Genomic DNA, 25,331 nt, shown 5'->3' with positions numbered 1-25,331 from the left:
GAACTGATTCTATATAGACATGATTCAAGGACTTCCCGATAAGATTGTTGCATTGACCGATTTTTCGCCTTCTTCTGATCAGGCGGTAGAGCTTGCTGCCGAATTGGCAAAGCGGCTTAAGAAGCCGTTGGAAGTGTTCCATGCAACACCGGTACCTCCGGTTCCTTCCATGGCTGGTGCAGATATTCGGAGCGAAATATTGGATGTCGTAGAGCGTGAGGGAGAAGCTTCGATGCGCCAGTTTGTGAAAGGTTTGGAGGAGAGGCATGTTGGCACTTTACTGTCTTCCTCCGTTGTTTCAAACGTTGGATTTGAAGAAGCGGTAGAACAGTTGGTACAAAGGTCTCCGAACTGCCTGTTGGTGTTTGGGAAAAAGAATCGTTCGGCATTGGAGCGGATTTTTGTGGGAAGTGGTTTGACAAGTCTGCTTCGAAGCGGAAATGTTTGCGCTCCCATGTTATTGGTCTCCCCGGAATCCGTCCCGCTCAACGTTTCCAAGCTGATGCTGGCGCTTGACCTCAAATCCAAGTTGGAGGAGGAGCGTTTTGACCTGGTAGCAGGGCTGCTTGCGGCATTTAAGGTCCGCTGGGACTTGGTCTATGCTACGGAAGGAAAACCGCTAGAAGATGCAGCGTTGGAACAACTGCTGGTGGGATCTCTTCCGGCAGATTTGATAGCCAAGATGGAAAATATCTACCTACTCGAATCGAAGGAGGAAATTCGGGACCGCGCCACGGCTGCAGACCAACTGATTGTAGCCTTTCCGAAGCGGAAAACAATTTGGGAATCGATATTTAAGGGTTCCTTCAGTGAGTTTTTAGCTGCCCATCAAGACCGGTTATTGTTGTTAGTTCCAGACACAAATTAAGGGTGATTTCGGCAGCTTTTTGGATGGATGGGCTCGAAGATGATTTAACTCACATAGCTGTTAAAATAAAGCGGACGGTGTTGGAGGTTTGCCTTTTTCCCATTGGCGAGAATACGGCTCATGCGTTGGCTTGAAAAGAAAGCCTCATCTGGTTGCTCTTGTTTGGATTTTCACTTGGATTCTCTTCAGCCATTGCAGAGCCTTTTTTGTTTGTTATAGCGGATGAGGTGGGCAAATTGGCAGTCATGTCAGAACTCATTGCCAATGAAGGGGAGGCCCGTTACCTATTGCGGTTGCGGATTTGTGTGGCGTTTTCAGTAAGATTGGTTATATTTAGTGGGGTAACCACGTCCACCGCCACCGTGCCGTTGGCCTTGGTAACCTATCTTACGATCAGTAGAACGCCCTTACACCTATATATCCCTGTTTATTTACCTTGTAATGCGTAGTTTTGCTGGCGGTCAAACTTTTACACCGCACTAGCGGTTTTACCTGTATGTTACATTATAGCACATTCTTACACACGGATAGTTCCGAATGGGTAACCTTCGTACACGGTGCGGGTGGTAGTAGTGCCATTTGGTACAAACAACTCCGCGATTTTAGCAAATCCTATAATGTACTGTTGGTAGACTTACGAGGCCATGGGCGCTCCAAGAAGGCTGAATACGAGCATTTGAAAAAATACACCTTCGATGTGATCGGTGACGAAGTAATCGAAGTGTTGGACCATTTAAAAATCAAAAAAACCCATTTCGTAGGTATTTCGCTAGGCACGATCATTATCCGGGAGATCAGTGAGCGTTACCCGGAGCGGGTCCAAAGCCTGATATTGGCTGGGGCCGTCATGAAGCTCAACCTGCGCGGGCAGTTGCTGATGCGCATGGGAGTTCTGCTCAAATCGCTCATTCCCTACCTGTTGCTGTACAAGCTGTTTGCATTTGTGATCATGCCCCGGAAGAAACACCGGGAGTCCCGGTACCTATTTATAGAAGAGGCCAAAAAGTTGTATCAAAAAGAATTTATCCGTTGGTTTACACTGGTATCCCAAGTCAATCCGCTGTTGTCATTTTTTAGGATCAAGGATGTAAACATCCCTACACTTTACGTGATGGGTGGAGAGGATTACATGTTTTTGCCTACCATCTCGCGCCTTGTGAAAAGCCACCCTTCGGCCAGTCTAACGGTTATTCCAGATTGCGGACATGTGGTCAACGTAGACAAGCCCGCCCAATTCAATGATATCTCTCTCCGTTTTTTGAATGGACTAAGTCGCTAGAACCCTACTCGCTGTTGAGGTAAATCAATAGGAAAGGGATCACAAAAAATGTGAGCAAGATGTAGGCCAGTCCAATAAGGCGGGACTTGACGATCTGCTTGCCAAACAGGGATGCCAAGCGGGGCGGAATTCTGCGTACAGGCGGAAAAGGAAGGAAAATCAGCGCGCCGATCAGATTAAATAAAAAATGCACCAACGCGATGCTTATAGCAGCCTCTGTCTTATATAGCGCCGCGATGGCCGCGGTGATCGTCGTGCCGATATTTGCACCGATGATAAATGGAAAAACCTTGTCCAAAGATGCCTTTCCCGTTGCCACTACCGTCACGACCAAGGAGGTGGTGATGGTGCTGGACTGAACGGCAGCCGTGGAAAAGACGCCATATCCGAAGGCTCTAAAAGGCTGTTTGAACAGGTGTTTGCTGGCTTTTTTGTATTTAGGCGAAAGGATGGATTCAAATGCGAGGTTAGAGAGGAGCTTGATGGATCCAAATAGTAGGATCACGCCGAAAACTAACCAGAAAAGTGGCCAGTTTAACCACCCATAGAGTAGGTCGGATAGCGGTCGCAGAAAAAACCTATAGGGAGCAAAGTCCTGCGTGTGCTGATTCCCATCGGCCGTCATAAAGAATCCTGCAAGGTGATGGGCCATATCACTTAAGAGCCCAAAGGAGACTTCCAGCGGAAACAACACCAATGTAGTGATAATGTTAAAAAAATCATGCAGCACTGCGGCAGATAGGGCTTTTTTAAAAGGTTTCTTTTGCGTGATAAAGCTCAGGGAAACCAAGTTGGAGGTCAGGGTAGTGCCAATGTTTGCCCCCATGATGAGCGGCACGGCCTGCGTGAGACTAAGGCTTCCCGATGCTACCACAGCCACTACCATGGCCGAGATGGTGGAACTTGACTGAATAAGCGCAGTCATCAGAATGCCGATAAACAGTCCCACAAAGGGGTTTTCGGTAGCAGTAAAGATGTCTTTGGCCACCACACTGTTCAGCTTTCCCACCGAAAAAGTCATCAGGTCAATCGAAAACATAAAAAGCAAAAGACCGAGTAACGCCATTCCTATCAATAAAAGGGTCGGTTTAACGGTTTCTTTGACGAGCATGCTAGGGGCTTGAATCATTCAATAGGTAAAATTTGCGCAAATTTCCGTTAGAAAAAAGTTATTAAGGCGTTTTTTAGATGAAGGTTATGTTAATTTGATTTTTTTGGGATTTGACTGAAATAGTTGATTGTAGGGTGTTTAAGTACTGAAAAAAAACCGTTACCTTTAATTGTTGAGTAAAAGCAGGGTGCTTTTGGCGCGTGTCCCCTATTCTTTGGTTGCTTTTATTAACAATTTGTTAACATTGAGCTCTTATAAACTTACGTACCTTTGTGGCTGCGTTTCACCAGCCTAAGCATTGCCATGGTCAAATTGAAGGATCAAAACATCAATCAGGATGCGCTCTCGAAGGCCGCCTATTCACTTTTTGATTTTAGTAAAAAAGAAAAATCCTTCCTGCTGATCATGTGTATCTTGGTGTCCATCGCGGGCATCATTACTCCCTATACCTATGCAGCGATGTGGTTTGGCTTTGCCTTGGCGGCCTATTCTGCCATTGCCAACGACAGTATTCAGACCATAGGCACCTTTATTGCCTCCAATCAAAACCGGAAGTGGTATTACCTGTGGCTTTTTATGGGGCTGATCTTTGTGGCCACAGTGACCTACAGCTGGGTGGTGTATGACGGTGACGTCAGCTATCAGCGGCTTCGGGTAGAGGGGTTGGATCGTGCACCGGATAATTTTGTGTTTTTGCAGCTTGCAGCGCCTATCGTACTCCTTGTGATGACCAGGCTGCGTATGCCGGTTTCCACCACCTTTTTGTTATTGAACGTATTTACGTACAAAGCCGGTACAATCATTGGCGTGATGCAAAAGAGCTTTATCGGCTACTTGGTGGCCTTCTTGGGGGCGATTATTGTCTGGTTTTTGCTCGAAAAGTTTGTAGAAAACTACCTGAAGGGAAAGCCAAAACCATTTTGGTATGTCTTGCAGTGGATTACTTCGGGTGCCTTGTGGGCGGTGTGGATAATGCAGGATGCAGCCAATATCGCCGTGTTTTTACCGAGAACGCTTGGGGTTTGGGAATTTGTCGCGTACACCGGATTTGTATTTCTCGGATTGGGCTTTCTCTTTTACCTGAAGGGAGATAAAATACAGGGCATCGTCAACGAAAAGACGAAAGTAACGGATGTGAGGGCTGCGACCATTGTGGATTTGGTGTATGCCGTGATCCTCTTTTATTTCAAGGGCTACAGCAATATGCCGATGAGTACCACTTGGGTCTTTATTGGTTTGCTGGGAGGCCGGGAACTGGCCATTGCCCTTGCCAAATCCAGAAAGCTGAAAAAGCGGCGGGCAAGGCTGGTGCGTGCGTATCGCCTTGCCAAAAATGACATGGTCAAAGCCGGAATTGGCCTATTAGTCTCCTTGATATTGGCCCTAATCATCAACGAGGGCGTTCGGAAAGAAGTTTTCGCCTTGTTTACAAACTGGTAACGAAGGTAAGAGAACTGGCATGGAGCTATATTCCAACGAGTATTTCATGATGGAAGCCCTGAAGCAAGCCCAGCTTGGGCTGGAAGAAGGGGAGGTTCCAGTAGGGGCGGTGCTTGTTTGTAAAAACCGGATTATCGCCAGGGCTTACAACCAAACCGAACGTCTTACGGACGTCACCGCCCATGCGGAAATTTTGGCATTGACAGCAGGTTTCAGTGCACTGGGGTCCAAATACTTGCCGGAATGCAAACTCTTCGTAACCCTAGAACCTTGTCTCATGTGTGCCGGCGCTATCTTTTGGGCGCAGCTTGGCGAACTGCATTTTGCGGCAAATGATCCCAAAAGGGGATACAGCAGACTGACCGAGCCGGTGCTGCACCCTAAGACCATCGTGAGCAGCGGGTTGTGTGAGTCAGCATCTCAAAAACTACTGCAGGATTTTTTCAAATCGTTGAGAAATTAGAGATTCCTGGCGATTTTAGAACCATTTTCCGGGATTTGTGGTTGGCTTATTAGGTTTTTTAAACCTAGCAACCATCACATTAACTCAATGTTTCACCTTAAATTTTAACGAAAAAATGGCTTTTGAACTTCCCGCATTACCCTATGACTTTAATGCACTAGAACCGCATATTGATGCAAAGACCATGGAAATCCACCATGGAAAGCACCACAACGCTTATGTCACCAACTTGAACGGCGCTGTAGAAGGCACCGACCTCGCAGGCAAAAGCCTAGAGGACATCATGAAAAACATTTCTTCCGCGTCTCCAGCTGTACGAAACAACGGAGGAGGCCACTACAACCACTCCTTGTTTTGGACCGTACTATCTCCTAATGGTGGCGGTGCGCCTTCAGGTGACTTGGCCAAAGCTATCGACGCGAAATTTGGCTCACTTGACAAGCTGAAAGAAGAATTTAACAAGGCTGCCGCTACCCGATTCGGTTCCGGATGGGCATGGCTTAGTGTAGATGCTTCCGGAGAGCTTCAGGTAAGTTCTACACCAAACCAAGACAACCCCCTGATGGATGTCGCTGACGTGAAGGGCACTCCGATTTTGGGATTGGACGTGTGGGAACACGCGTACTACCTGAACTACCAAAACAGAAGACCCGATTACATCAGCGCCTTTTGGTCTGTTGTAAATTGGGAAGAAGTCGCTAAGCGATACGCTGCGGCGAAATAATCTGCGGATTATTCAAATTATATGGTCCTCCTGGCTGTCAGTCAGGAGGATTTTTTTTTAATATCGGACAATAATTCTGTCCGGTTTCGATACATAGCCCACAAAGTAAACTTTCTTATAAATCTGTAAATCAGTCATATAAGAACTTTTTTTCGTTTTGGCACCGCTTTTTCAAGGGAGGAGTCAACGAACAACTAGTAACTACATCATTATGAAATTTTCAGCATGGTTCTTTTTTACCCTTTTGGCCTACCTGCTCGGTCTCAGCGAATCGGCCGCGCAAGAGCTAGGTAATAGCTTAACCGGTACCGTAGTCACATCAGATGGGGAGGCACTGCCCTTTGTCAATGTAACCCTAAAGGAAAGTTCATCCCAAAACCTAATCACAGGGACCGTGACTGACGGGGAAGGCTTTTTCTTGATAAATTCTGCTTTTAGAGGGGAAGTTATTTTAGAGATTTCAAGCATGGGGTTTGTAACATTCCAATCCCAAGCTCTGCATTTGGATGGCAAGGTAAAGCGTGATTTCGGCGCTGTCAAATTGCAGGAGGAGCTGTCCTCGCTGTCGGAAGTCACCGTTAGCGGTATGCGCGCTCAGGTCGTGTTCGACGCAGACAAAACGGTCGTAAATGTGGAGGGCTCTCCCCTCGCGGAAGGCAACACTGCTCTGGATGTAATCGGTAGGTCTCCAGGCGTTTTCGTGGACAGCGATGGCAACATTAACCTGAATGGAAGAAGTGGTGTGGTCGTGCTGATAGATGATCGGCAAACTTACATGAGCGCAGCGGACCTAGCCAACTTTTTGAGAGCCATGCCTGCGGAAAATATCAAAAGCATTGAAGTGATCAACAATCCATCATCCCGGTTTGATGCGGAAGGTGCTGCGGGTGTCATTAACCTTCGGCTGAAGAAAAACGATCTCAACGGTATGAATGGAAACCTAACAGCAGGCAGTAGATATAACGGAATTTATGCGCCCAACCTTGGAGGAAGCCTCAACCTGAAAAAAGGTAAGTGGACGACCAACAGCAACCTGAACTACAACGAATGGGCGCAGTATAACGACCTAGAGATATTAAGAAGGTTTCAAGTAGAGGAAGGCATCTCGGCATTTGACCAAGTGGCAAGGCTAAAGCTGGTGCGGAAAAACCTGTTCTTCAACGGTGGTGCAGACTATCAGATCAATGCGCAGCACAGCGTCGGGATTAACTTGCAGGCTTCCAGGCAGGATGGAACCGAAGACGGCCTGTCCAATACGGCAATTTCCAACCCTTCCAACACGGCTATTCAACACCTCAGGGCACTCAACGACAGCCACTCGGATAATACCAGGTACTTTGTGAACCTGCATTACGTGGGTGAGTTGGATACCTTGGGCACCAAGCTAACTTCCGACCTGGACTACACACTGATGGATGCGGGCAGTCTCAGCCTATTAACCAATCGCTACTGGACCGAAGACCTCATCGAATCAGGAACCCTAGGCAGGATTTTAACGGGAAACGAAATGGCTTACACCATTCTAACCTCCAAGGTAGATTTTACCAAACCTTTAAAGAAGGGCCGAACGCTGGAATTGGGCGTAAAGGGCAGCTGGGTGAAGTCAGACAATGACCTGCAGATTGCCAAGAGCGAAGAGGAAGGCGGCTTCGAGCCGGATCCAAACAGCAATCAGTTTATCTACCACGAACAGGTGCTCGCGGCGTATGGCAACTACAAAACCAAAGTGGGGAGCAAGCTGGACCTTCAAGCAGGTCTTAGGATGGAATACTCCGATATCTTGGGCAATAGCGTTACCATGAACCGGAGAAATGCGCAGCAGTACCTAGACTTTTTCCCCAGTGTTAGTCTACAGCAGCAGGTCAACGATAACTATCAGATCGGCTATACGCTCAACCGGCGGATAACCCGTCCCAACTACCGGTTGTTGAACCCATTTATCTTCTACATCGATCCGTTGACGGTGGAGCAGGGAAACCCAAATCTGACGCCCCAGTATGCGACCAACTTGGAGATGAACCATACGATCAAAGGGATGTATCAAGTCAGCTTGGGCTACGCACGGACAGAAAATGCCTTTGGGCAAATCATGGTGCAGGATGATGAAACCAGAAGAACGGCCATTCAGATCCAAAACCTAGACGTTACTACAAACCTTAATCTCCGGTTGATCGTACCCGTCGAATTTGCCCCGTGGTACACTACCAACCATACGTTGCAGGTGAGCAACAATACCTTTCAGTCTCAGCTGGGCGGTGAAATGCTGGATGTAAGCCAAGTATCGATGATGGCAAGAACGCAGCACAACCTCTCCTTTGCCAAAGGCTGGAAAGTGGAAGTAGTCGGTACGTACATGAGCAAAAACCGATTTGGACAGTTAGTGCTAAATCCGGCGGCTTGGCTGGACGCAGGAGTCACCAAGAGCTTCAAAGATGATCAGTGGAGTGTCAGCCTAAACGGGACGGATCTGCTAAGAAGTCAGCGGTTTACCGGTAATATCCTGTTTGACCAAATCAATACAGACGTGGCCCAATACAACAACATACAGTCTGTGCGTTTGGGTATCCGTTGGAAGTTTTCGCAAGGAGAAAATTTCAGGATATCTCAGCGAAGCGGCAGTTCAGAGGAACGTAACCGCCTGGACTAATCGCTCGCCGGAAAAAGAAATCGCCTGACTCCTGAAGGGGGCAGGCGATTTTTACATTATAGAAAATGGTATAAAAAGATGAGGTTTGCCGCCAATGCAGGCTTTTTTTCCCCTTTTATTTCAATTTTAACCTTCATTTCCGTCTTGATAGTACCCCGTAAATCGCTGATATTGGCTAGGTTCGCATGCATTCTGATCTCGTCGTTCACCTTCACGGGGTTGGCAAAGCGGAGGTTTTCGATCCCATAATTGACCATCATCTTGAGATTTTTCACCGTGACGATCTGATCCCAAAGGTAGGGCACGAGCGACAGAGTAAGGTATCCGTGCGCAATGGTTCCTCCAAATGCGCCTTCTTCCTTTGCCCGCTTGGGGTCTATGTGGATCCACTGATGGTCCAGTGTGGCGTCTGCAAATAAATTGATCTGTTCCTGGGTGACTTTATGGTAGTCCGAAACGCCTAAATCCTGGCCCACGTAGGCGAGGAAGGCCTCGTAACTGTCAATGATCAGCTGACTCATTAAAATATGGTTTTAAGTTGTAAAGGGATGAGGTAAAAGAGATTTCCCCTAAGGGATGCCGGTGTTTTTGCGTTCAGAGGTCGGTATGACCACATGCACCGGCGTGCAAGTTAGCGGAACTTTACCAAATATTCTTCCCAATGACGGGAAAAATGAACCTTCCGTTTATTTTGTCCGCGTTTTCAAGGAGGATATCCAAGGGCTCCAAAGGAGGTTCGTCTGATAGGTCAAAAGTGCCGAAATGCATGGGGAAGAAATTTTCCGCGCCTATTTCGTTAGCCACTCGAATGGCATCTGTCGGGCTAATGTGGGATTGGTGCATAAACCATTCCGGTTTGAAAGCACCGACCCCTAAAAGCGCATAGTCTGGACTGCCCAATACCGATTTGATGTCGGCGAAATGTGCCCCGTAGCCGCTGTCACCCATGAAATAGATGGAGGTGTTAGCAAAGCGAAAGAAAAAAACTCCCCAAAGTTGCTCGTTTTCATCCATAAGCCCCCTTCGTGACCAATGCCTCGTGGGAACGTACACCACCTGAACAGCCGAATCCAAAAGGTCATATTGTTGGAACCAGCCTGCTTCCTGAATTTGCTGGCCCGCAAGCCAAGGAGTAAGCACCTCACTCATACCGAGACCGGTAAGCACGGTCATATCGGGGTTTTTGGATGCCAAATATTCCACGGTGGATTGGTCACAGTGGTCCCGGTGATTGTGGGAGATAAGCAGGAAGTCGATTTTTGGCAATTTAGCTAGTGCAAGTGGCAACTCGGATTGCCTTTTAAGAAATAAGTTATCGATCAAGATTGGATCAATCAAAAATGTAACCCCGTCTTTTCTCATCAAAAAACTTGCATGGCCAAGCCAAATCAAAAAATCATTCACTCCGGATACTAGCTCTTGCGCAGCTTGTACTTCAAGGACTCGTTTGTCTGCCCTTTTGGCTTCCCGCTGTGGATTACGGGATAATTTCCATTTAAGAAGGTCTGAAAAGCGGCTTTCAAAGGGCTGATACAGATTGCGGAATTTACCGTCTTCGGATTTCGGTGTACCCTTCCATGCGATGCTTTCATTTACCGTTCGCAATTGTTCATTGGAAACAAACAAGCTGTTGATTTCGGCAGGTGCTTTTCCAAGAAAAGGCAAGGCGCCTAGTATCAATAGCAGCGTAAATGAAAAGAGAAGCACGTTTCGTTTCATCAACCATTTTTCCAACTGAACCTAACGGTATTTCCTGTTAGGACGCCCTAAGTAAGGTTTCGATTAGTTCAGATGGGGTTTGAATTTTGGCTATCTTTTCATCCTCGAGCTCCCTTTTCAGCTCGTATTCCAACTCGTAGATAAGCCCTGAAACGAACACCTTATCCATCTTGAGGTCATTGTAAAAGTTTGCTCCTTTATGCTTCCCGGTCAAAGGGATGCCGTAGGACTCAAACACCCGGATGGCTTTGCGCAATGCCTTGATGTTATTCATGTTATTGTTTGGTTTAGTTGTTCCTTAGACGAAAATAAGATCTGATTTGTTTTGTTTAAACGAAAAAAAGGTGGAATTATTTTTAAACGTAGGGGTAGTAAGGGTACCCGTATAGTGCCAGGAAGTGACCTTAAATGCAAACGAAAGTTTGGCAAAGCGTGTTTTTACTGTCCAATCCTCAGGGTTTTGAATCAAGTGTAGTTAAATAAAAATCAGCAGCAGCATGACAGCATCGGCTATGTATTTGGAAAGTGTCCTCCAGTTATTTAGGGATTACAAAGAAATGGGAGAAAACGCCATCCGTCAGATACCAGCGGAGAAGCTTTTTTATCGGTTTAATGAAGACAGCAACTCCGTGGCTATGCTCGTCAACCACCTCCACGGCAATATGCTTTCCAGATGGACAGATTTTTTGCAGAGCAATGGCGAAAAGTCTTGGCGGGAACGCGAGGCAGAATTTGAACCAATTATTAAAACGGAAGCAGTGATGTGGGAAAAGTGGCACGAAGGATGGGCCTGTTTTTTCGCAGCGGTAGAGCCGCTCGGGGAGGAGGACCTAAAGAAAACCGTCCGGATCGGGCACAAGGAACACACGGTGGTAGACGCAATCAGCCGGCAATTGGCCCATTATGCAGCGCATATTGGTCAGATAATTTACTTGGCAAAGATTCTCACGGAAGCTCCCTGGCAAAGCCTCAGTATTCCAAAGGGCAAATCACCCCGGTACTGACTAGTAGGAAACTTATTCCCGAAAAAGCTCCTCGAAAATTCCATCGATTTGGAAAATGCTGTCCTTGGTAAGCCGCATGTCGATTTCCACTATCAGATAACCCCGTTCGATGGCCTTTTCTAGAGCCGCCAAGCTGTTTTCCGGGGCATCTGGGCCAACCACTCCGCCCCGGTGGGCAATCAATGTATAGGGATGGAAGGGGTTGGCCCGTTGGGCCATGGCATAGGGCCATGATGAGCCAAAGTAGCATAAATGGTTTCCTATTCACTGCAGCAATGGTTTGATTGTAAAGGTCGAATTTACAGGAATGGACGGTCATGTAGGGTTTGAATGTTTTTTTTTGCCCAGCTTGAGCAGTTGATAAAGCACTCCAAGGTCCTCGGCGGTGTCGACATCGCTCAATTCAGGCAACAGGCCAATGGAGAGCCCTGCCGCTTTTGCAATGGCTATGGTCTCACGGCAAACGGTGGAGGTACTCCACGGGATTTCCGTGAACAATTGGGGGTGGGGGTGGGTCATGCCTAGCAGGTAATAACCGCCATCCTTGGCGGGGCCTATCACCAGGTCGTTGTGTGTGAGTACTTCGAATGCTTGTTGAAGAATTTCAGCAGAAATTTCGTAGCAATCTGTACCAATGATCAATACCTGTTCGTAGCCGAGCGCCAGAATCTGTGCAAAAGCTTGCTTCATTCGGGCACCCAAGTCAGGTCCTTGTTGTTTGTAGAAAAAGTAATTGGTCGGTGAAGGCGAAGGTTTCCTGTTTTTGCCACTGATAAAAACATGGATATCGACGGTGAGGGATTCCAACACTTTATGGGTATGCTGGAGTAAATATTGGTAAACACGGAGGGCATCCTCGTCTCCGATGCTCGCAGCGAGGCGGGTTTTCACCTTTCCGTGTTCGGGAGTCTTTTGAAAGACAATCACGGCTTGCTTCATAACACAAAGCTACGCAAAATGAGCTTAACGGGATCGATACTCGTTAACGCTATCAAAAATTAACGCTATCAAAAATCGCCTGGTCCGAGGGATAGGGATCCCCCCACAAAAAAGAAACGGGACCAAGAGGTTGGTCCCGAAGGTTAACTCGCTATGAATTGGTACGAGGTCCGCCCCGTCTTGGGCCCTGTTCACCGCCTCGGTTTCGGGGCATCGGCTGCCTGCCTCGCCGGTCGCCGGTACGATCTCTCCATGCATTTGTTCGTTCTTTGCGCTGCCGCATCATTTCCTCCCACTTTACTTTTTGCTCTGGGGTTAGGACAGCCGATATGTCTGCTTGATGGGCTTCCTGATAAGCCTTCATTTCCTGGCGCATGGCATCCATCCGTTGTCTTCTCTCGGTCGCATGTTTCAGTTGGATCTCGTAAATCCGTTGTTTTTGGGCGTCATCCAATTCGAGTTTTTCCGCCATATGGCCTGCTGCACGTGACGCTAGTTGTTCCGGAGTCCTTTCCGGACGAGTATCCTGTTGGGAATAACCTTGGACGATAAATCCCATACTCAGTGCGAATACTATCAATACCTTTTTCATTATTTCGTTGTTTTAAGGGGTTTTGCATTGTTACCTACTAACCTAATCGGGCCCTGACCGGCAAGTGGTGTGGATTTCACTGTTGAATCTATTTCTTAGACTAGCCGTTGTGGCATTGGTTTAATTTGCATGTGGGCCTTAGTTGTTAAGAAATCTTAATTAAAAATACACCGGACATAGAAAATAGGCTTGAGATTCACTCCGGTGAGGGTATTCTAGGGGTTCTTCATAGGATATCCATCCTGCCGTAAGCGGTAGTTTCTTTTTTACCAATGGGGCGGGTCGGCTGCGGCAGGTCCGGGATCGAGTGTGAGGTGGTGTCAAGTCCGGTTTGTGTGGAGGAATGCTGGGGATGAGTAGATCGATCGTTTTGGTCGTAGTAGTCGGATGTAGGTAAACTCTTTTATACGGTTTTTGGACGGGTTAATGGGGTGAAATAAAATAATTTTTGGTCAGTAGGGGAATTTTTAGGGAATAGATTATTGTGGGTACCTAAACGGTGCCATTTCGAAAAATTTGTTAATTTTACCACGCTAAAAAAAATCAATCTATATGGGAAGAGCTTTTGAATTTAGAAAAGAGCGCAAATTCAAACGTTGGAGTAAGATGTCCAAGGTCTTTACCAGACTGGGAAAGGAGATTGTAATAGCTGTGAAAGCCGGAGGTCCCGATCCGACCACCAATGCCAAGCTTCGTACGGTGATCCAAAATGCCAAGGGGGCTGCCATGCCCAAGGACCGAATCGAAGCGGCTATAGCCCGTGCAAGTAACAAAGATGAAAAGGATTACGAGGAGGTCGTTTATGAAGGGTATGCGCCACATGGCGTAGCCATCATCGTGGAGACGGCCACTGATAATATAAACCGTACGGTGGCAAATATCCGCCATTACTTTAGCAAGGCGGGAGGTTCTCTGGGTACTTCCGGTTCCGTGAGTTTTATGTTTGAGCGAAAGGCTGTGTTTCGTTTTGCCAAGGCTGATTTTGACATGGAGGAACTGGAGCTGGAGCTGATCGATTTTGGTCTACAGGACATTGACGAAAACGAAGGAGAAATCTACATTTACACGGCATTTGAGGATTTCGGCAACATGCAGAAGGCATTGGAAGATCGTCAGGTAGAGGTTATTAGTGCGGATTTTCAGCGATTTCCGATGTCGTATACCGAACTGACTCCGGAGCAGGAAGAAGACGTTAACAAAATGATCGAGCGTATGGAAGAGGACGACGATGTCAATCATGTATATCATAATATGGCCTAAGGGCTATTTTTTTTACCACCAAACAAAGAAATGGCATTTCCAAAAAGAAAGAACCTACAGGAAATCCTTCCGCAAGGAAAGGAACTATTGATCGTAGTAGGGAGTAAAAATCCCGTGAAGGTCCAGTGTGTTGAAGATGCGTTCGAAGCAGCGTTTGAGGATCAACCAATCGTACAGGGGTTAAATGTTGACACGCAGGTGGGCAAGCAGCCATTTGGAGATGTAGAGACTTATACCGGTGCGTATAATCGGGCATCGGCCTCTAAGCGGGCATTCCCGGAAGCCGACTATTGGGTAGGCATAGAGGGCGGTGTAGACGAGGTGGGCGATCAGATGGTCGCCTTTGCTTGGGTAGTGGTGCTCAATGGCGGTTCCGTAATCGGAAAAGCAAAAACCGGAACCTTTTTTCTTCCGGAAGCAGTCAAGGTATTGGTAAAAAAGGGTATGGAGCTAGGAGAAGCAGATGATTTGGTTTTTTCGAAAGATAACTCCAAACTTCGTGGTGGTGCTGTCGGCTTGCTGACAAGGGGAATCGTTAACCGGTCTCTGTACTATCGACAGGCAGTCCTTCTGGCACTGATACCTTTTTTGAACAAAGAGCTATACCAGTAGATTTAAAGGACGCCCATCGTGTGGGTGGTTTACTGTAGATAGCCTTAGTACAAAGAAGAAATTCATTGATTAATGGTGCCATCCCCCGATGCCTCTGATCCCAAGGTATAAAGGTTGGTTAAAACAGTTGAGTTACACGTAGAAGGAGAAAGGTTGTTAATCACCCATTACAATAACCAGTTACCTCCGTTTGTGTTGAGCATGCCAATAACCTGGCATGCTTTTTTTGATGGCTGGCTGATTTTGGGAAGCGCTTTGGCTAGGGTGCCAGTTGGTTAAGGAAATTAACCAATGCATCCTGCCAATCAGGGGCGGCGTCCCATTCTTTGCCGATGTAGAGTTCGTTTCTTGCGAGCAATTTAATGTAGTATTTCACCACGATCCGATTGCCGTCGCTGTCGGCAGGCAAAGGCACACCCATGTTATTCATAATGTCCGCCTCCCTTCCCTCGATGCGCATCAGGATAAATTGGACTCGGTCTTGAATAAGTTGTTGCGTTGTCCGTGATTCGGTCAGAAATGCCACCTCGTAGGGGTAGATATTTCCAAAAATGCGCTCCAGGCCTTGCCGTTCGGCCAGTTGCTCAGCTTCTCGTTGCTGTGGGGATTTGCCAAGCAAATCTTGGCGAAAGGTGTTTAGAAATCCTTCCTCCCTGCTTACACCGGTCAGCATCACGCCCAGTTTGAAGACGTTTAGGTTGAGGGGTGTTTGGGCCAGGTAGGTTGCCGTACTGCCGCCACTTCCCGCATCGGTGGGAGGGGTCGGAAACTCGGGAACTTCTAGGACGAGAAAATTCCGACTTTTCTGATTTGCCGTAAGGGACGTAATCTGGGTTTTAAACGCCGCGAGGTCATCGGCTTCAATGCTTAGACCCTGTCCCGGTTTAATGATGGATAGATCCTGGGAAAAAGGGGCAATATGGATGTGAAAGCTTCCGGTGGGCTTTCTGGTTATAATAACCAGATTTCTTACCATTCTCTTGGAAAAAACTTCGGCATAGGTACGCTGATTGCCCTCCGTCAGGGTGACATCTTCCAGTTCGTAGTAGGCGATGGGATCCCCACCGGCTTCCACCAGGGAAACATGTATCTCGGAGGCTAGTTGCTGCCAGGTAAGTGCAGGATCAGCGGTCTGTGACGCAGAAATCAAAACCACCGATTTTCCATCTAAAAAGCCAGCGATGGGTGTTTCCTGTGCGAATGACGGTAGGTTGGCAAAACACGCAAAAACAATTCCCAAAATATATTTCATGGACTTGGAAGTTCCTGTTCGCAAAGTTTAGTAATTTCACGAATATACATAACGTAAGGGACACATTTTGCATATGAGAGGTATCAGGTTATTGTTTTTATCGGTTTACTTTTCGTTTTCTGGCATGATTTCCGCCCAGGGAATTGATAAGGACAGGCTTTTGGAAGACATTAAATACCTCGCTTCTCCCAAGCTGGAAGGACGGGCACCCCTCACGGAAGGCAGTCGACTGGCCCAAGAGTATATTGTTGGGAGATTCAAGGAATTTGGTCTGGTCTCTCAGTACAAGGAATTTGTACAGCCCTTTTCGCTGAAAGAACGTTTTCCGGATAAGCGAAACCCTTTTGGAACCAATGTAGTTGGTTTTGCTCCAGGCTCAGCTTCTGACAAAATTATTTTGGTTTTGGCCCACTACGATCATTTAGGGAAAAGGGGAGAGGATCTTTATCTAGGTGCGGATGATAATGCTTCCGGAGTAGGGGCACTGCTGTCGTTGGCGGGGTATTTTGCCAGGGAGCGTCCGGCGCATTCAATGATCTTTGCGGCGGTGGACGCCGAAGAAATCGGGCTGTTGGGTTCGAAGGCCCTGGTCAACGATTTCCCCTTTCCGTTGGAACAGATCGCTTTGGTGGTAAATATGGATATGATCAGCCGTAGCAGCACCAATCGGCTGTATGCTGTCGGTTCCCGGTATTACCCGCAGTTTAGACCCCCATTATTGGTCGTGAAATCACGTTCCTCCATTGAGTTGGTATTGGGTAATGAGGGAGAAGAAGGTGGCCAAAACTGGACCAATTCCTCGGATCATGCTCCCTTCCACCGGCAGGGTGTACCGTTTGTGTATTTTGGTGTCGATGATCACGAGGACTACCACAAGCCTACCGACACCTTTGAAAACATTGACCCTGATTTTTACCATCAGGCAACCTTGTTAATCTTGGACTTTATCAAGGAAGTAGACGGTACAGCCGTACCCTAATAGATTCACTGTCATTGGATAGAAACGGTGCTTACCGTGATCTGCCCTATCGACCAACTCTCGTCGCATAGTTGATTGCGTGCATTGGTCTGCTTGATTTCATCCCAAAAAATAACTGACGCACGATTTCCTCGGTGCGGGATGATGCGTGTGATGTGATACATCGAGGTCCAGCCAGCTACATTTTGATATTGACACCTTCCTGGAAGGTTGGCGGAAGTAGCCCCGGATTTTGGTTGGTTAAAGCTGGGATGGGATCCCGGAAACGATTGGTAGAGGCAATAGGAAGAAGTGCAAGGGCTATTGGAAAAGGTAGTTCGTAATACTTCCGTGTCATCCAACGCCATCACCCACAGGTCAGGCCCTCCCACTCCTGTCACATTGCCATCCCAACTGTCGTGTACATAAAGTTCTACGGTAATCCTCAGTGCATCGTGTGCGGGTAGTCCTTCCAACGATAGCGTCACGGTGTCATTGTGGTAAAACCCCATAACGGATTTATCCTGAAAGATGCCAAGGTTTCCATTGCTTATCTGTGACAAGTCGCCGGAAGCAAAATCACTTACATACACCTGGATGTCTTCACTCATGGTGCTTTGGCATCCGCTGATACAGAGCACTGGGAAAATCACATACATCCAAGCGGACTGAAGCAATTTGGTTCGGAAGTGCCTGGATAGATCCCAGAGGGCGATCGGATTTTTCAAAGGGTAGCTATTTTTAATTGCCGGAAAACTAGCTGCAAAGAAAACAAAATATTACAAGAACTGAATGAGAAATCTAATCGATTGGCTTAATCTAAAAAATAGATCCTTTTTACCCTACCGCTAATCCGTGTCAGTAACTCATAGGGAATGGTGCCAATGCGGCTTGCCAAGTCGGCGAGGTCGATCCCTTCCCCATACACGGTCACTGCGTCTCCTTCCCGGGCATCAATTCCCGAAAGGTCCACCATGGTCATATCCATGCAGATATTTCCGATCACCGGGGCTTTTTGGCCATTCACTACCACATAACCGATTCCGTTGCTAAAACGGCGATCAAATCCATCCGCATACCCAAGTCCTATGGTGCCTATTTTACCGTCATTAGGCATGATACCCATGCGATTATAGCCAATATGTACCCCTTTTTTGAGGTGTTTGATCTGAGAGATCGTCGTCTTCAATGTGCCTACCTGTTGTAATTTCCCCTTGGACAGCTCGTCGATACTAATTCCATAAAGCCCAATACCTAAACGTACCATGTCAAATGAATGCTCGGGGAAGCGAAGGATACCGGCAGTGTTCAGCGCGTGAATCAGTGGCTTGTATCCGATTGTATTGATTATCTGGGAGCAAAGGCCTTGAAATCGTTCCAGCTGGGCAAGGGAGTGTTTATCGTGTGCGGGATTGTCGGTACTGGTAAGGTGGGTAAAGATGCTTTGCACACGCAGTTCGGGAAAGGAGGTCAGTAGGGCTTTCAGCTCCTCGATGGAATCTTGATCAAATCCCAGCCTCCTCATTCCACTGTCTATGTCCAGGTGGATGGCAATGGATACCCCTTCAGTTTTGGCATATTCACCGAAGTATTTTAGGATACTTGGGCTGTACAGAACGGGTTCCAATCCGTGCCGTACGATTTGCGCAGCGTTTTCCGATGCTACATTTAGTACCATGATCGGCAGGGTTATTCCATTTTCCCGTAGTTCAGCTCCTTCGTCCGAATAAGCAACGGAAAGGTAGTCCGCCCGTAATTTTTGCAGGTGATTAGCAATTTCAGTGGCACCGCCGCCATAGGCAGCGGCCTTCACCATTGCCATTAGTTTGGTATTGGTCTTCAGCTGTTGTTTGTAAAAGAAGAAATTATGGGTGATCGCATTGAGGTTGATTTCCAAGACGGTTCCGTGGATTTGCTCTTCCAATGCCTGCACGATACGCTCAAATTCAAAGGTTCTTGCACCTTTGATGAGGAGCAGGTCGTCAGAAAACCTGTTCAGTTCGCCACTTGCCAGCAGGGCTTCGGTAGTGTTAAAAAATGAGGCAGGCATCTTGCAAGTACGTAGGTGGGCGGAAATATCCGGGCCTACTCCCATGAGTTGGTCTATCTGATAGTGGTGCAATAGCCGGCAGACGTGTGCGTACACTTCTTTCGGATGCTTTATTTGTGGGAAGTCCGACAGAATCAGCACCCGTCGTCGTTTTTTTCGCTGGATTTCCATAAAATCGAGTGCGATTTCCAGCCCTGCGAGGTCATTATTATAGGTGTCATCGATCAACGTGCACAGCCTTTTCCCTGCTTTTATTGCTAGCCGCATATCCACAGCACCCAACTGCAGCAGCCCCTCTTGGATGGATGGGAAGTCCAAGCCTAGCGTTGCGGCAGCTACGATGCAATGGCGGAGGTTTTCCAAGGAAGCATCGTCTGAAAAGCGGGTACTGAACGTGTACATGCTCGAATCCGGTTTGACCAATATAATGCGGGCACCGATTGGAAGTTTTTTAATGCGCAGGGTGTAATCGGCACCTGTATTGTCTGACCAGGATACGAGTTTTGCTTCTGGAAGCAACTTTTCAACGGCATCGGCTACTTCGGCATGGTCTTTTCGGTAAATCAACAATTTACAGTTTTTAAACAGCACTAGCTTCTCCGCCAGTTTTTCGGCTTTGCTGACAAAATTCTGGCCATGTGCGGTGCCTAGGTTCGTCATTATGCCAATGTCTGGCTTAATCATCTCTTCTAGGCGCTTCATCTCATCAGGACGGGAGATGCCGGCCTCCAGCAAGGCTACTTGGTGGCACGAGGTCATGGAAAAGATCGAGAGCGCTACACCAATCTGACTATTGAAGCTCTTTGGACTTTTGGCCGTCTGAAAACGATTGGAAAGCAATTGACCCAACCATTCCTTGACGATGGTTTTACCGTTACTGCCTGTAATGCCGACAACCGGCCCCTTGAAAAGGGTGCGATGCCAGGAGGCCAACGACTGCAAGGCCGCAAGGGGATCTTTTACCAAGTAGAAATTCGCGTCAGGCTGCAACGTAAGATCGATACGATCCAATATCTCAGCAGCGATCACGAAATTTTTTACGCCTTTTTTATAACAGGAACCAATAAACTCATGGCCATTCACCTGATTGCCCGGGAGCGCAAAGAAAACCGTGCCTATACCATGGAATATTTTGCGGGAGTCGATGCTTATTTGTTCAATCGGGGTAGCGTCCGGTAACCTGGGAGTGCTAGCCGATAGGATGGAGGCAAGTTTTTCTGGAGATAGGACTTCAATCATGCGTAGATTTTTACTTTTCTTTCAGCAACCACTCAAAATTACTAAAAATTTGGGTTGCCTTAGCGCTCAGGTTTGTTGAAAATTTCGAAACAAACCACCCGTTTTTTTGATTAATATATTGTTTTCCTTAAATTTACGGAACAAGAAACCGTTGATTAGGCATCAAATCGCTTTCGTATGCAGTCAGGTAGCAATCTAGTCTCAAAAGTTTTTACCGTCGCAGGACTGGCTGTTTGTCTTTGTTTTTTTCAATCAACGTTCGTTCAAGCACAATCGGATAAGGAGAGACCATTTGCCGAGGCAGTGAAAAGCACGGAATCCGTTTTAATGAGGGAAAAGGTAACGACAGATTACCACGTGCCTCGGAAGGTCGACGAGCCAGTTGTCGAAGAGGAAAGGGATCTAAGTGGGTATAGAAAAACCTCTGAAGTAGATGAAAAGGGTGTAAAGTCAGAGACGAAATCCACGCTTTCATTCAACTTGTTTTTATACGTAGTGGATCGATTCAAGGAAAAATAGCCAATCATTGACCTATGGCTTGTTACCTGTCAAAAATCAGTTCTTTTTTGCTTGTTTACCTGATTTCAGGATTATCGCTTATGGTGAATGCCCAAGAAATTGCCCTTCAGCTCTACAGTCTCCGAAATCAAATGAAAATAGACGTGGAGCGGTACCATGAAATTATCAATCAATGGGGGATACGGTACATTGAGGGAGGAGGTACGTATGGAATGTCAGACCAAGATTACCAAGACCTACTGCACCGCAATGGGCTGAAAATGGTTTCTATAGGTGGATCCTTTGAGGAGATGCGGGACAATCCAAAGGCGGTTATCGAGCGTGCGAAAGCTTTTGGGGCAAAGTACATCGTGACCTTTTGGGTTCCCCATGCTTCCGGAAAATTTGGTATGGACGATGCAAAGAATGCAGTCGAGGTATTCAACGCAGCGGGTAAGCTTGTGAAGGATGCGGGGCTTACCTTTTGCTATCATCCACACGGCTACGAATTCAAACCACATGGCGACGGAACCCTGTTTGATTACATGATTCAGTCCGCCCGTGATTTCGATTTTCAAATGGATATTTTTTGGGTCAAAATGGGTGGAGGAGATCCGCTGGGCTTACTTAGAAAGCACCCTGCGAAGTTTCCGCTGTTACATATGAAGGATCGTAAATCGGGAACGGCTGGTACCACTGACGGGACGGGAGATGTGGAAACCAATGTAGTACTGGGGACGGGAGATATTGATATTGCAGGAATTATCCGTCAGGCAAAAATGAACGGTGTGGAATACCTGATCATTGAAGATGAATCTTCCCGATCGGTTAGTCAAATCCCGCAGAGCGTTCGCTACATCAATCAAATTTTAAAGGAGTAATCGGAGCGTCATCACAACCTCTTACGTCTCTTTTCGTATTCTCGGGTGTGTTTGTTTCCCAAATGCACCCTTTTTCCTGCAATTACCTAGTTTTATCCTATGATTATACTTGTGCACATGTGGTGGCTATCGATTGTTTTTAGCAGTATGATGCCTCCATCAGATACCGCAGATAGCGTCCAGATTATTTCGTTTGAGGAATTTGAACAGATGGCGGGCAGACCTTCGGAAAAATTGGTTATTTATAATTTTTGGGCCACTTGGTGCGCACCTTGTGTGAAAGAAATGCCCGCCTTTGAAAAGGTAAATGGCGATTACCCCGATGTAGACCTTGTTTTTATCTCTTTGGATGACGGGAGGAGACCCGAGCGTGTAAATTCGTTTATCGAACGCAGGGCGATCAAGGCGCCGGTATTTTTACTGAGCGATGTGGATTTTAACAGTTGGATAGAGAAGGTGAGTAAGGATTGGTCAGGAGCGATTCCAGCTACCCTTTTTGTTCAGTCGGATGGGACTCGTTTTTTCCATGAAGGTGAGCTAGACGAAAGCGGATTGGTAAATCTAATCAGTAGACTTAAATAACAAGTGCGATAGGAATTATTTCTGCGCTAGCGGCAAACCATTCGACAAAGCTAACTACATTTAGGGACTAGTGGCAGGTATCGGTACCTGCTTATTTCAAATTGAGGGACGTGATGCTATTTGATATACACACTTCGCTGGACGATGTTTTTCAGCGCGTAAAAGGAGAATTGAGGGAGGGAGCACTGGATGCGAATCACCCTTTTCGTTTTTTTCCACTAACCACCTACGGCTCGGAATCACGCTATGTGGTGCTGCGAAAGTTTTCCGAGAACTTTATCTTTTCATTTTTCACCGATTCCAGATCCTCTAAGGTAGGTCAGTTGATGGCAAAGTCCCAAGTAGCTCTTTTATTTTACGATCCCGGGAAGCGTGTGCAGGTTCGGGTAAAGGGAAAGGCAACGGTTCACCATCAGGATGATACATCGGCGCTTTTTTGGGAGAGCATTCCACGGGAGGCAAGAAAGGCATACGGTCCTCTGATCCATCCGGGCCATCGAATTGGCCATCCTAGTGAAGCACATATTTGGCCGGAATCTATTGATGATCGGTTTTTTACTGTCGTAGAGGTCTTTGCCGATAAGCTGGATGTAATGCAATTGAGTGGTTTTGACCATATTCGGGCTGGATTTGAACGAGAAGGCGGTGATTGGCGCAGTTACTGGCTAGCACCCTAGTCAAGTTCGGCACTTTTTTTTATTAGGCGGGTAAAAAGTTCGCTGTGGTAAGCACCATTGTAGGGTCCGAAAAAATTCATGTCTCTTACCTCATATAGGTTCTCGTGATAATATTCATCTGGAGTGATGTATCCGATATAGCCCCCGTTGAAGCAGGTGACAATCAGATTTAATCCCTCTGTTGCTGCCAGGCTATCCCAAGGCTCCAAGAATACGCCGGATATTTCTCCGCTTGAAGAAATAAACAGGTTATCTCCTAGACGGATCACATCCATATGTGCAGGGCTGTCTCCATAAAGCAGGTTGAAAAGCCAAGGCCTTATACGTAAGTTGTCGGCAATCCGAAAATGGGAATCTCTCAATTCCACCGGTACTTTAGCAAAAGCAAGAAGGGAGTTCGATTGGACGGCAATGGGCAATGTATCTGCTCGAATCAACGAATCTAGCTTGAAGGCGTATTTTTTCACACCTTCCGGATTGGAGCCAAGGCTTTTGGGTCTATGGCTGCCGACGGTGCCTGATGCAAACAGGGAAAAGTCCACTTCGGATTCCCTAAGCAAGTTGAAATAGTGGGGATAATCACCCGATAATCCCATGAATTTACCTGGTAGCAAAGTGGAATGGGCACTATACGTGGTTAGTTGGCAGGTTTCTCCGGAGACTTTTTCTACCTGAAGTAGTCGGATATAAGGGTCTACCGGATCCGTTGCAATCAGGCGGTTTGTGACAAAGTCTTCTGCATTGGTTTTCTTATAGCCCAGTCGAACGGTATCCATGGAATTCCAAGCTTGTTGGAGACTTTGGATGGTGCGATCGGCTAAAAGTTGAATGACTTGCTCATCAAAACCGCCCATGGTGAGTTTTCCGATAAGTCCGGGAGAAAACCCCCCGTAACCACTGTGGGTGTGGGTGGTCGTAAAATACAATTGATTCAATGCGGGATTGCTTTGCCTAACCCGGTCTCGAACAATCCCAGCCAAATAGGGATGCACGAAAAGGATCTCATAATTTACAAATGCGATGTGGTTGGTGCCGTTTCCTACGATGATCGTGCGTACGTAGCTGCTGTCCAACACAAACTCATAGTTCCCCCTAGGTTTGTAGGGTATTAAGGGCTTAGGGACATCTGGAGTGATGTTTTCTTTCGCCCATCCTGCTAGTAAGAATCCGGTATCCGAACGGTTCCAAGCTAAATTTTCGATGGATTGGTTGGTGTTTTTGTAGTAGGCAGTTTCCTCGTACGGGGTCCAGTCTACCACGGTCACTGTGGCGAAAAGTAGTCCAAGGAGCAGTAAGGTAATAGCTGCAATTGATTTTAGTACCTTTGGCAGCATGCTTGCTATCTTAGAAAGGATTTATGGCTACCCCTCATAGTGAAATGTACCGTGAGGGCTTTTTAGTGTAAGGGTTTGCCCTTTGCCATCTTGGACGTATCCCACGACCTGTGCATCTACGCCAAAGGACTTGGAGATGGCAATCACTTCTTCTGCGTATGTTTCTGACAGATAAAGCTCCATCCGGTGTCCCATGTTGAATACCTTGTACATTTCTTTCCAGTCTGTACCACTCTGCGCTTGGATAAACTTAAAAAGCGGGGGAATCTCCAATAAATTATCTTTAACAATATGGAGATCCTCCACGAAGTGCAGCACTTTCGTTTGCGCTCCACCACTGCAATGGACAACCCCATGCAGTTGCGTCCGAAGCGATTTTAGAATTTCTACCATAATGGGCGCATAGGTGCGGGTAGGAGATAGAACCAACTTGCCCATATCCAAGGGTGTGCCTGGTGCGGGATCCGTAAGACCGAAACTACCGCTGTATATCAACGCTTCCGGAACCAACGGGTCAAAACTTTCCGGGTACCTTTGTTTGATTTCATGGCCAAATACATCGTGGCGTGCGGAGGTAAGGCCATTGCTGCCCATGCCTCCATTGTATTCTTGCTCGTAGGAGGCCTGCCCATAGGAAGCCAATCCCACAATGACATCACCGGCTTGAATGCGGTCGTTGGAGATTACTTCCTCCTTGCGCATACGGCAGGTAACCGTACTGTCTACGATGATGGTTCGGACCAAATCCCCCACATCGGCGGTTTCGCCGCCCGTGAGAATGGCATGAACACCGTGGTCGCGTAGCATTTGGAGCACCTCCTCGGTGCCATTGATGATAGCAGAGATGACTTCCCCGGGAATGAGGTTCTTGTTCCTGCCTATAGTCGAAGAGACCAGGATGTTGTTTACCGCACCTACACAAAGTAGGTCGTCTGTATTCATGATGATGGCATCCTGTGCAATGCCTTTCCACACGCTTAAGTCGCCGGTTTCTTTCCAATATAGGTAGGCAAGAGAGGATTTGGTACCGGCTCCGTCGGCATGCATGACGTTACAGTAGTCGGGGTCATTACCAAGCACATCTTCTACGATTTTGCAAAATGCTTTCGGAAAAATCCCCTTATCGAGTTTCGAAATAGCCCGATGCACATCTTCTTTGGAGGCCGAAACGCCTCTTTGCATATACCGGTCGTTCATAAGCT

27 protein-coding genes are annotated in these 25,331 nt (G+C 47.2%); 15 read left to right on the top strand and 12 right to left on the bottom strand.

Annotation, left to right across the window (positions count from 1 at the left end):
• Positions 1-19: 19 nt before the first annotated feature.
• The 3 genes from IAQ59_RS07105 (at position 20) to IAQ59_RS07095 (ending at position 2,147) form a co-directional block, all read left to right on the top strand.
• Entirely contained in the window at positions 20-868 is an 849-nt protein-coding gene (locus IAQ59_RS07105) for a universal stress protein (protein WP_209330092.1), read from the top strand.
• A 146-nt stretch (positions 869-1,014) separates the two neighbouring features.
• Entirely contained in the window at positions 1,015-1,317 is a 303-nt protein-coding gene (locus IAQ59_RS07100; protein WP_342450686.1) for a hypothetical protein, read from the top strand.
• A 47-nt stretch (positions 1,318-1,364) separates the two neighbouring features.
• A complete protein-coding gene (locus tag IAQ59_RS07095) occupies positions 1,365-2,147 on the top strand; it encodes an alpha/beta fold hydrolase (RefSeq protein ID WP_209330090.1) in 783 nt (260 codons plus the stop codon).
• Between the two features lie 4 nt (positions 2,148-2,151).
• Here the strand turns inward: IAQ59_RS07095 and IAQ59_RS07090 are convergent, their stop codons facing one another.
• A complete protein-coding gene (locus tag IAQ59_RS07090; RefSeq protein ID WP_342450685.1) occupies positions 2,152-3,276 on the bottom strand; it encodes a Na/Pi symporter in 1,125 nt (374 codons plus the stop codon).
• 285 nt (positions 3,277-3,561) lie between these two features.
• Here IAQ59_RS07090 and IAQ59_RS07085 point away from each other — a divergent pair, with 285 nt between their 5' ends.
• From IAQ59_RS07085 to IAQ59_RS07070, 4 genes are all read left to right on the top strand, one after another.
• On the top strand, positions 3,562-4,698 hold the full coding sequence (locus IAQ59_RS07085; RefSeq protein WP_209330089.1) for a hypothetical protein: 1,137 nt from the start codon (positions 3,562-3,564) through the stop codon (positions 4,696-4,698).
• A gap of 19 nt (positions 4,699-4,717) precedes the next feature.
• Positions 4,718-5,161, top strand: coding sequence for a nucleoside deaminase (locus IAQ59_RS07080; RefSeq protein WP_209330088.1), 444 nt, complete (start codon positions 4,718-4,720; stop codon positions 5,159-5,161).
• A gap of 115 nt (positions 5,162-5,276) precedes the next feature.
• Positions 5,277-5,885 (top strand): superoxide dismutase, encoded by a 609-nt coding sequence (locus IAQ59_RS07075; protein WP_209330087.1) that lies wholly within the window; start codon positions 5,277-5,279, stop codon positions 5,883-5,885.
• Positions 5,886-6,096: 211 nt separating this feature from the next.
• Positions 6,097-8,532 (top strand): TonB-dependent receptor, encoded by a 2,436-nt coding sequence (locus IAQ59_RS07070; protein ID WP_209330086.1) that lies wholly within the window; start codon positions 6,097-6,099, stop codon positions 8,530-8,532.
• A gap of 56 nt (positions 8,533-8,588) precedes the next feature.
• Here IAQ59_RS07070 and IAQ59_RS07065 read toward each other — a convergent pair whose 3' ends face one another.
• The 3 genes from IAQ59_RS07065 to IAQ59_RS07055 form a co-directional block, all read right to left on the bottom strand.
• On the bottom strand, positions 8,589-9,053 hold the full coding sequence (locus IAQ59_RS07065) for a MaoC family dehydratase (RefSeq protein WP_209330085.1): 465 nt from the start codon (positions 9,051-9,053) through the stop codon (positions 8,589-8,591).
• Between the two features lie 121 nt (positions 9,054-9,174).
• Positions 9,175-10,251 carry an MBL fold metallo-hydrolase gene (locus tag IAQ59_RS07060; RefSeq protein WP_209330084.1) on the bottom strand — a complete coding sequence of 359 codons (1,077 nt, stop codon included), beginning with the start codon at positions 10,249-10,251 and terminating at the stop codon, positions 9,175-9,177.
• Between the two features lie 37 nt (positions 10,252-10,288).
• Positions 10,289-10,525 (bottom strand): acyl carrier protein, encoded by a 237-nt coding sequence (locus IAQ59_RS07055; protein WP_209330083.1) that lies wholly within the window; start codon positions 10,523-10,525, stop codon positions 10,289-10,291.
• Between the two features lie 223 nt (positions 10,526-10,748).
• On the opposite strand from IAQ59_RS07055, the gene IAQ59_RS07050 reads away from it, so the two are divergent.
• Entirely contained in the window at positions 10,749-11,255 is a 507-nt protein-coding gene (locus tag IAQ59_RS07050; RefSeq protein WP_209330082.1) for a DUF1572 family protein, read from the top strand.
• 12 nt (positions 11,256-11,267) lie between these two features.
• Here IAQ59_RS07050 and IAQ59_RS07045 read toward each other — a convergent pair whose 3' ends face one another.
• The 3 genes from IAQ59_RS07045 to IAQ59_RS07035 all read right to left on the bottom strand — a co-directional run bounded on the left by IAQ59_RS07045 (position 11,268) and on the right by IAQ59_RS07035 (position 12,786).
• Entirely contained in the window at positions 11,268-11,474 is a 207-nt protein-coding gene (locus IAQ59_RS07045) for a glycerophosphodiester phosphodiesterase family protein (RefSeq protein ID WP_209330081.1), read from the bottom strand.
• A 96-nt stretch (positions 11,475-11,570) separates the two neighbouring features.
• Entirely contained in the window at positions 11,571-12,194 is a 624-nt protein-coding gene (locus IAQ59_RS07040; RefSeq protein ID WP_209330080.1) for a TIGR04282 family arsenosugar biosynthesis glycosyltransferase, read from the bottom strand.
• 151 nt (positions 12,195-12,345) lie between these two features.
• Positions 12,346-12,786 (bottom strand): hypothetical protein, encoded by a 441-nt coding sequence (locus IAQ59_RS07035; RefSeq protein WP_209330079.1) that lies wholly within the window; start codon positions 12,784-12,786, stop codon positions 12,346-12,348.
• Between the two features lie 552 nt (positions 12,787-13,338).
• Here IAQ59_RS07035 and IAQ59_RS07030 point away from each other — a divergent pair.
• Together IAQ59_RS07030 and yjjX are read left to right on the top strand one after the other, a co-directional pair.
• Positions 13,339-14,046: a YebC/PmpR family DNA-binding transcriptional regulator gene (locus IAQ59_RS07030; protein ID WP_209330078.1), complete on the top strand. Its 708-nt coding sequence runs from the start codon at positions 13,339-13,341 to the stop codon at positions 14,044-14,046.
• A gap of 30 nt (positions 14,047-14,076) precedes the next feature.
• Positions 14,077-14,658, top strand: a complete 582-nt coding sequence (gene yjjX, locus IAQ59_RS07025; protein WP_209330077.1) for an inosine/xanthosine triphosphatase — start codon at positions 14,077-14,079, stop codon at positions 14,656-14,658.
• A 259-nt stretch (positions 14,659-14,917) separates the two neighbouring features.
• On the opposite strand, the gene IAQ59_RS07020 is transcribed toward yjjX, so the two are convergent.
• A complete protein-coding gene (locus IAQ59_RS07020; RefSeq protein ID WP_209330076.1) occupies positions 14,918-15,910 on the bottom strand; it encodes an NTPase in 993 nt (330 codons plus the stop codon).
• A 73-nt stretch (positions 15,911-15,983) separates the two neighbouring features.
• Between IAQ59_RS07020 and IAQ59_RS07015 the strand changes: the two genes are divergently transcribed.
• Entirely contained in the window at positions 15,984-16,889 is a 906-nt protein-coding gene (locus tag IAQ59_RS07015; protein ID WP_209330075.1) for a M28 family peptidase, read from the top strand.
• An 11-nt stretch (positions 16,890-16,900) separates the two neighbouring features.
• On the opposite strand, the gene IAQ59_RS07010 is transcribed toward IAQ59_RS07015, so the two are convergent.
• Both IAQ59_RS07010 and IAQ59_RS07005 read right to left on the bottom strand, forming a co-directional pair.
• Positions 16,901-17,596 carry a hypothetical protein gene (locus IAQ59_RS07010; protein ID WP_209330074.1) on the bottom strand — a complete coding sequence of 232 codons (696 nt, stop codon included), beginning with the start codon at positions 17,594-17,596 and terminating at the stop codon, positions 16,901-16,903.
• An 86-nt stretch (positions 17,597-17,682) separates the two neighbouring features.
• Positions 17,683-20,157, bottom strand: coding sequence for a bifunctional UDP-N-acetylmuramoyl-tripeptide:D-alanyl-D-alanine ligase/alanine racemase (locus IAQ59_RS07005; RefSeq protein WP_209330073.1), 2,475 nt, complete (start codon positions 20,155-20,157; stop codon positions 17,683-17,685).
• A 177-nt stretch (positions 20,158-20,334) separates the two neighbouring features.
• Here IAQ59_RS07005 and IAQ59_RS07000 point away from each other — a divergent pair, with 177 nt between their 5' ends.
• From IAQ59_RS07000 to IAQ59_RS06985, 4 genes are all read left to right on the top strand, one after another.
• Positions 20,335-20,676 carry a hypothetical protein gene (locus IAQ59_RS07000; RefSeq protein ID WP_209330072.1) on the top strand — a complete coding sequence of 114 codons (342 nt, stop codon included), beginning with the start codon at positions 20,335-20,337 and terminating at the stop codon, positions 20,674-20,676.
• A gap of 14 nt (positions 20,677-20,690) precedes the next feature.
• On the top strand, positions 20,691-21,536 hold the full coding sequence (locus IAQ59_RS06995; RefSeq protein ID WP_209330071.1) for a sugar phosphate isomerase/epimerase family protein: 846 nt from the start codon (positions 20,691-20,693) through the stop codon (positions 21,534-21,536).
• 99 nt (positions 21,537-21,635) lie between these two features.
• On the top strand, positions 21,636-22,118 hold the full coding sequence (locus tag IAQ59_RS06990; RefSeq protein ID WP_209330070.1) for a TlpA family protein disulfide reductase: 483 nt from the start codon (positions 21,636-21,638) through the stop codon (positions 22,116-22,118).
• A 113-nt stretch (positions 22,119-22,231) separates the two neighbouring features.
• A complete protein-coding gene (locus tag IAQ59_RS06985; protein WP_209330069.1) occupies positions 22,232-22,795 on the top strand; it encodes a pyridoxamine 5'-phosphate oxidase family protein in 564 nt (187 codons plus the stop codon).
• On the opposite strand, the gene IAQ59_RS06980 is transcribed toward IAQ59_RS06985, so the two are convergent.
• Both IAQ59_RS06980 and IAQ59_RS06975 read right to left on the bottom strand, forming a co-directional pair.
• Entirely contained in the window at positions 22,792-24,129 is a 1,338-nt protein-coding gene (locus IAQ59_RS06980; RefSeq protein ID WP_209330068.1) for a neutral/alkaline non-lysosomal ceramidase N-terminal domain-containing protein, read from the bottom strand. The two genes, IAQ59_RS06985 and IAQ59_RS06980, sit on opposite strands and share 4 nt — an antisense overlap.
• A gap of 27 nt (positions 24,130-24,156) precedes the next feature.
• Positions 24,157-25,326: an AIR synthase related protein gene (locus tag IAQ59_RS06975; RefSeq protein ID WP_209330067.1), complete on the bottom strand. Its 1,170-nt coding sequence runs from the start codon at positions 25,324-25,326 to the stop codon at positions 24,157-24,159.
• Positions 25,327-25,331: the final 5 nt, after the last annotated feature.

This window comes from Lunatimonas salinarum, assembly GCF_017811155.1.
Taxonomy (GTDB): Bacteria; Bacteroidota; Bacteroidia; order Cytophagales; family Cyclobacteriaceae; genus Lunatimonas; species Lunatimonas salinarum.
Note: the sequence above shows the minus strand (reverse complement) of the source record. Positions and strands in the feature narration are given on the sequence as shown.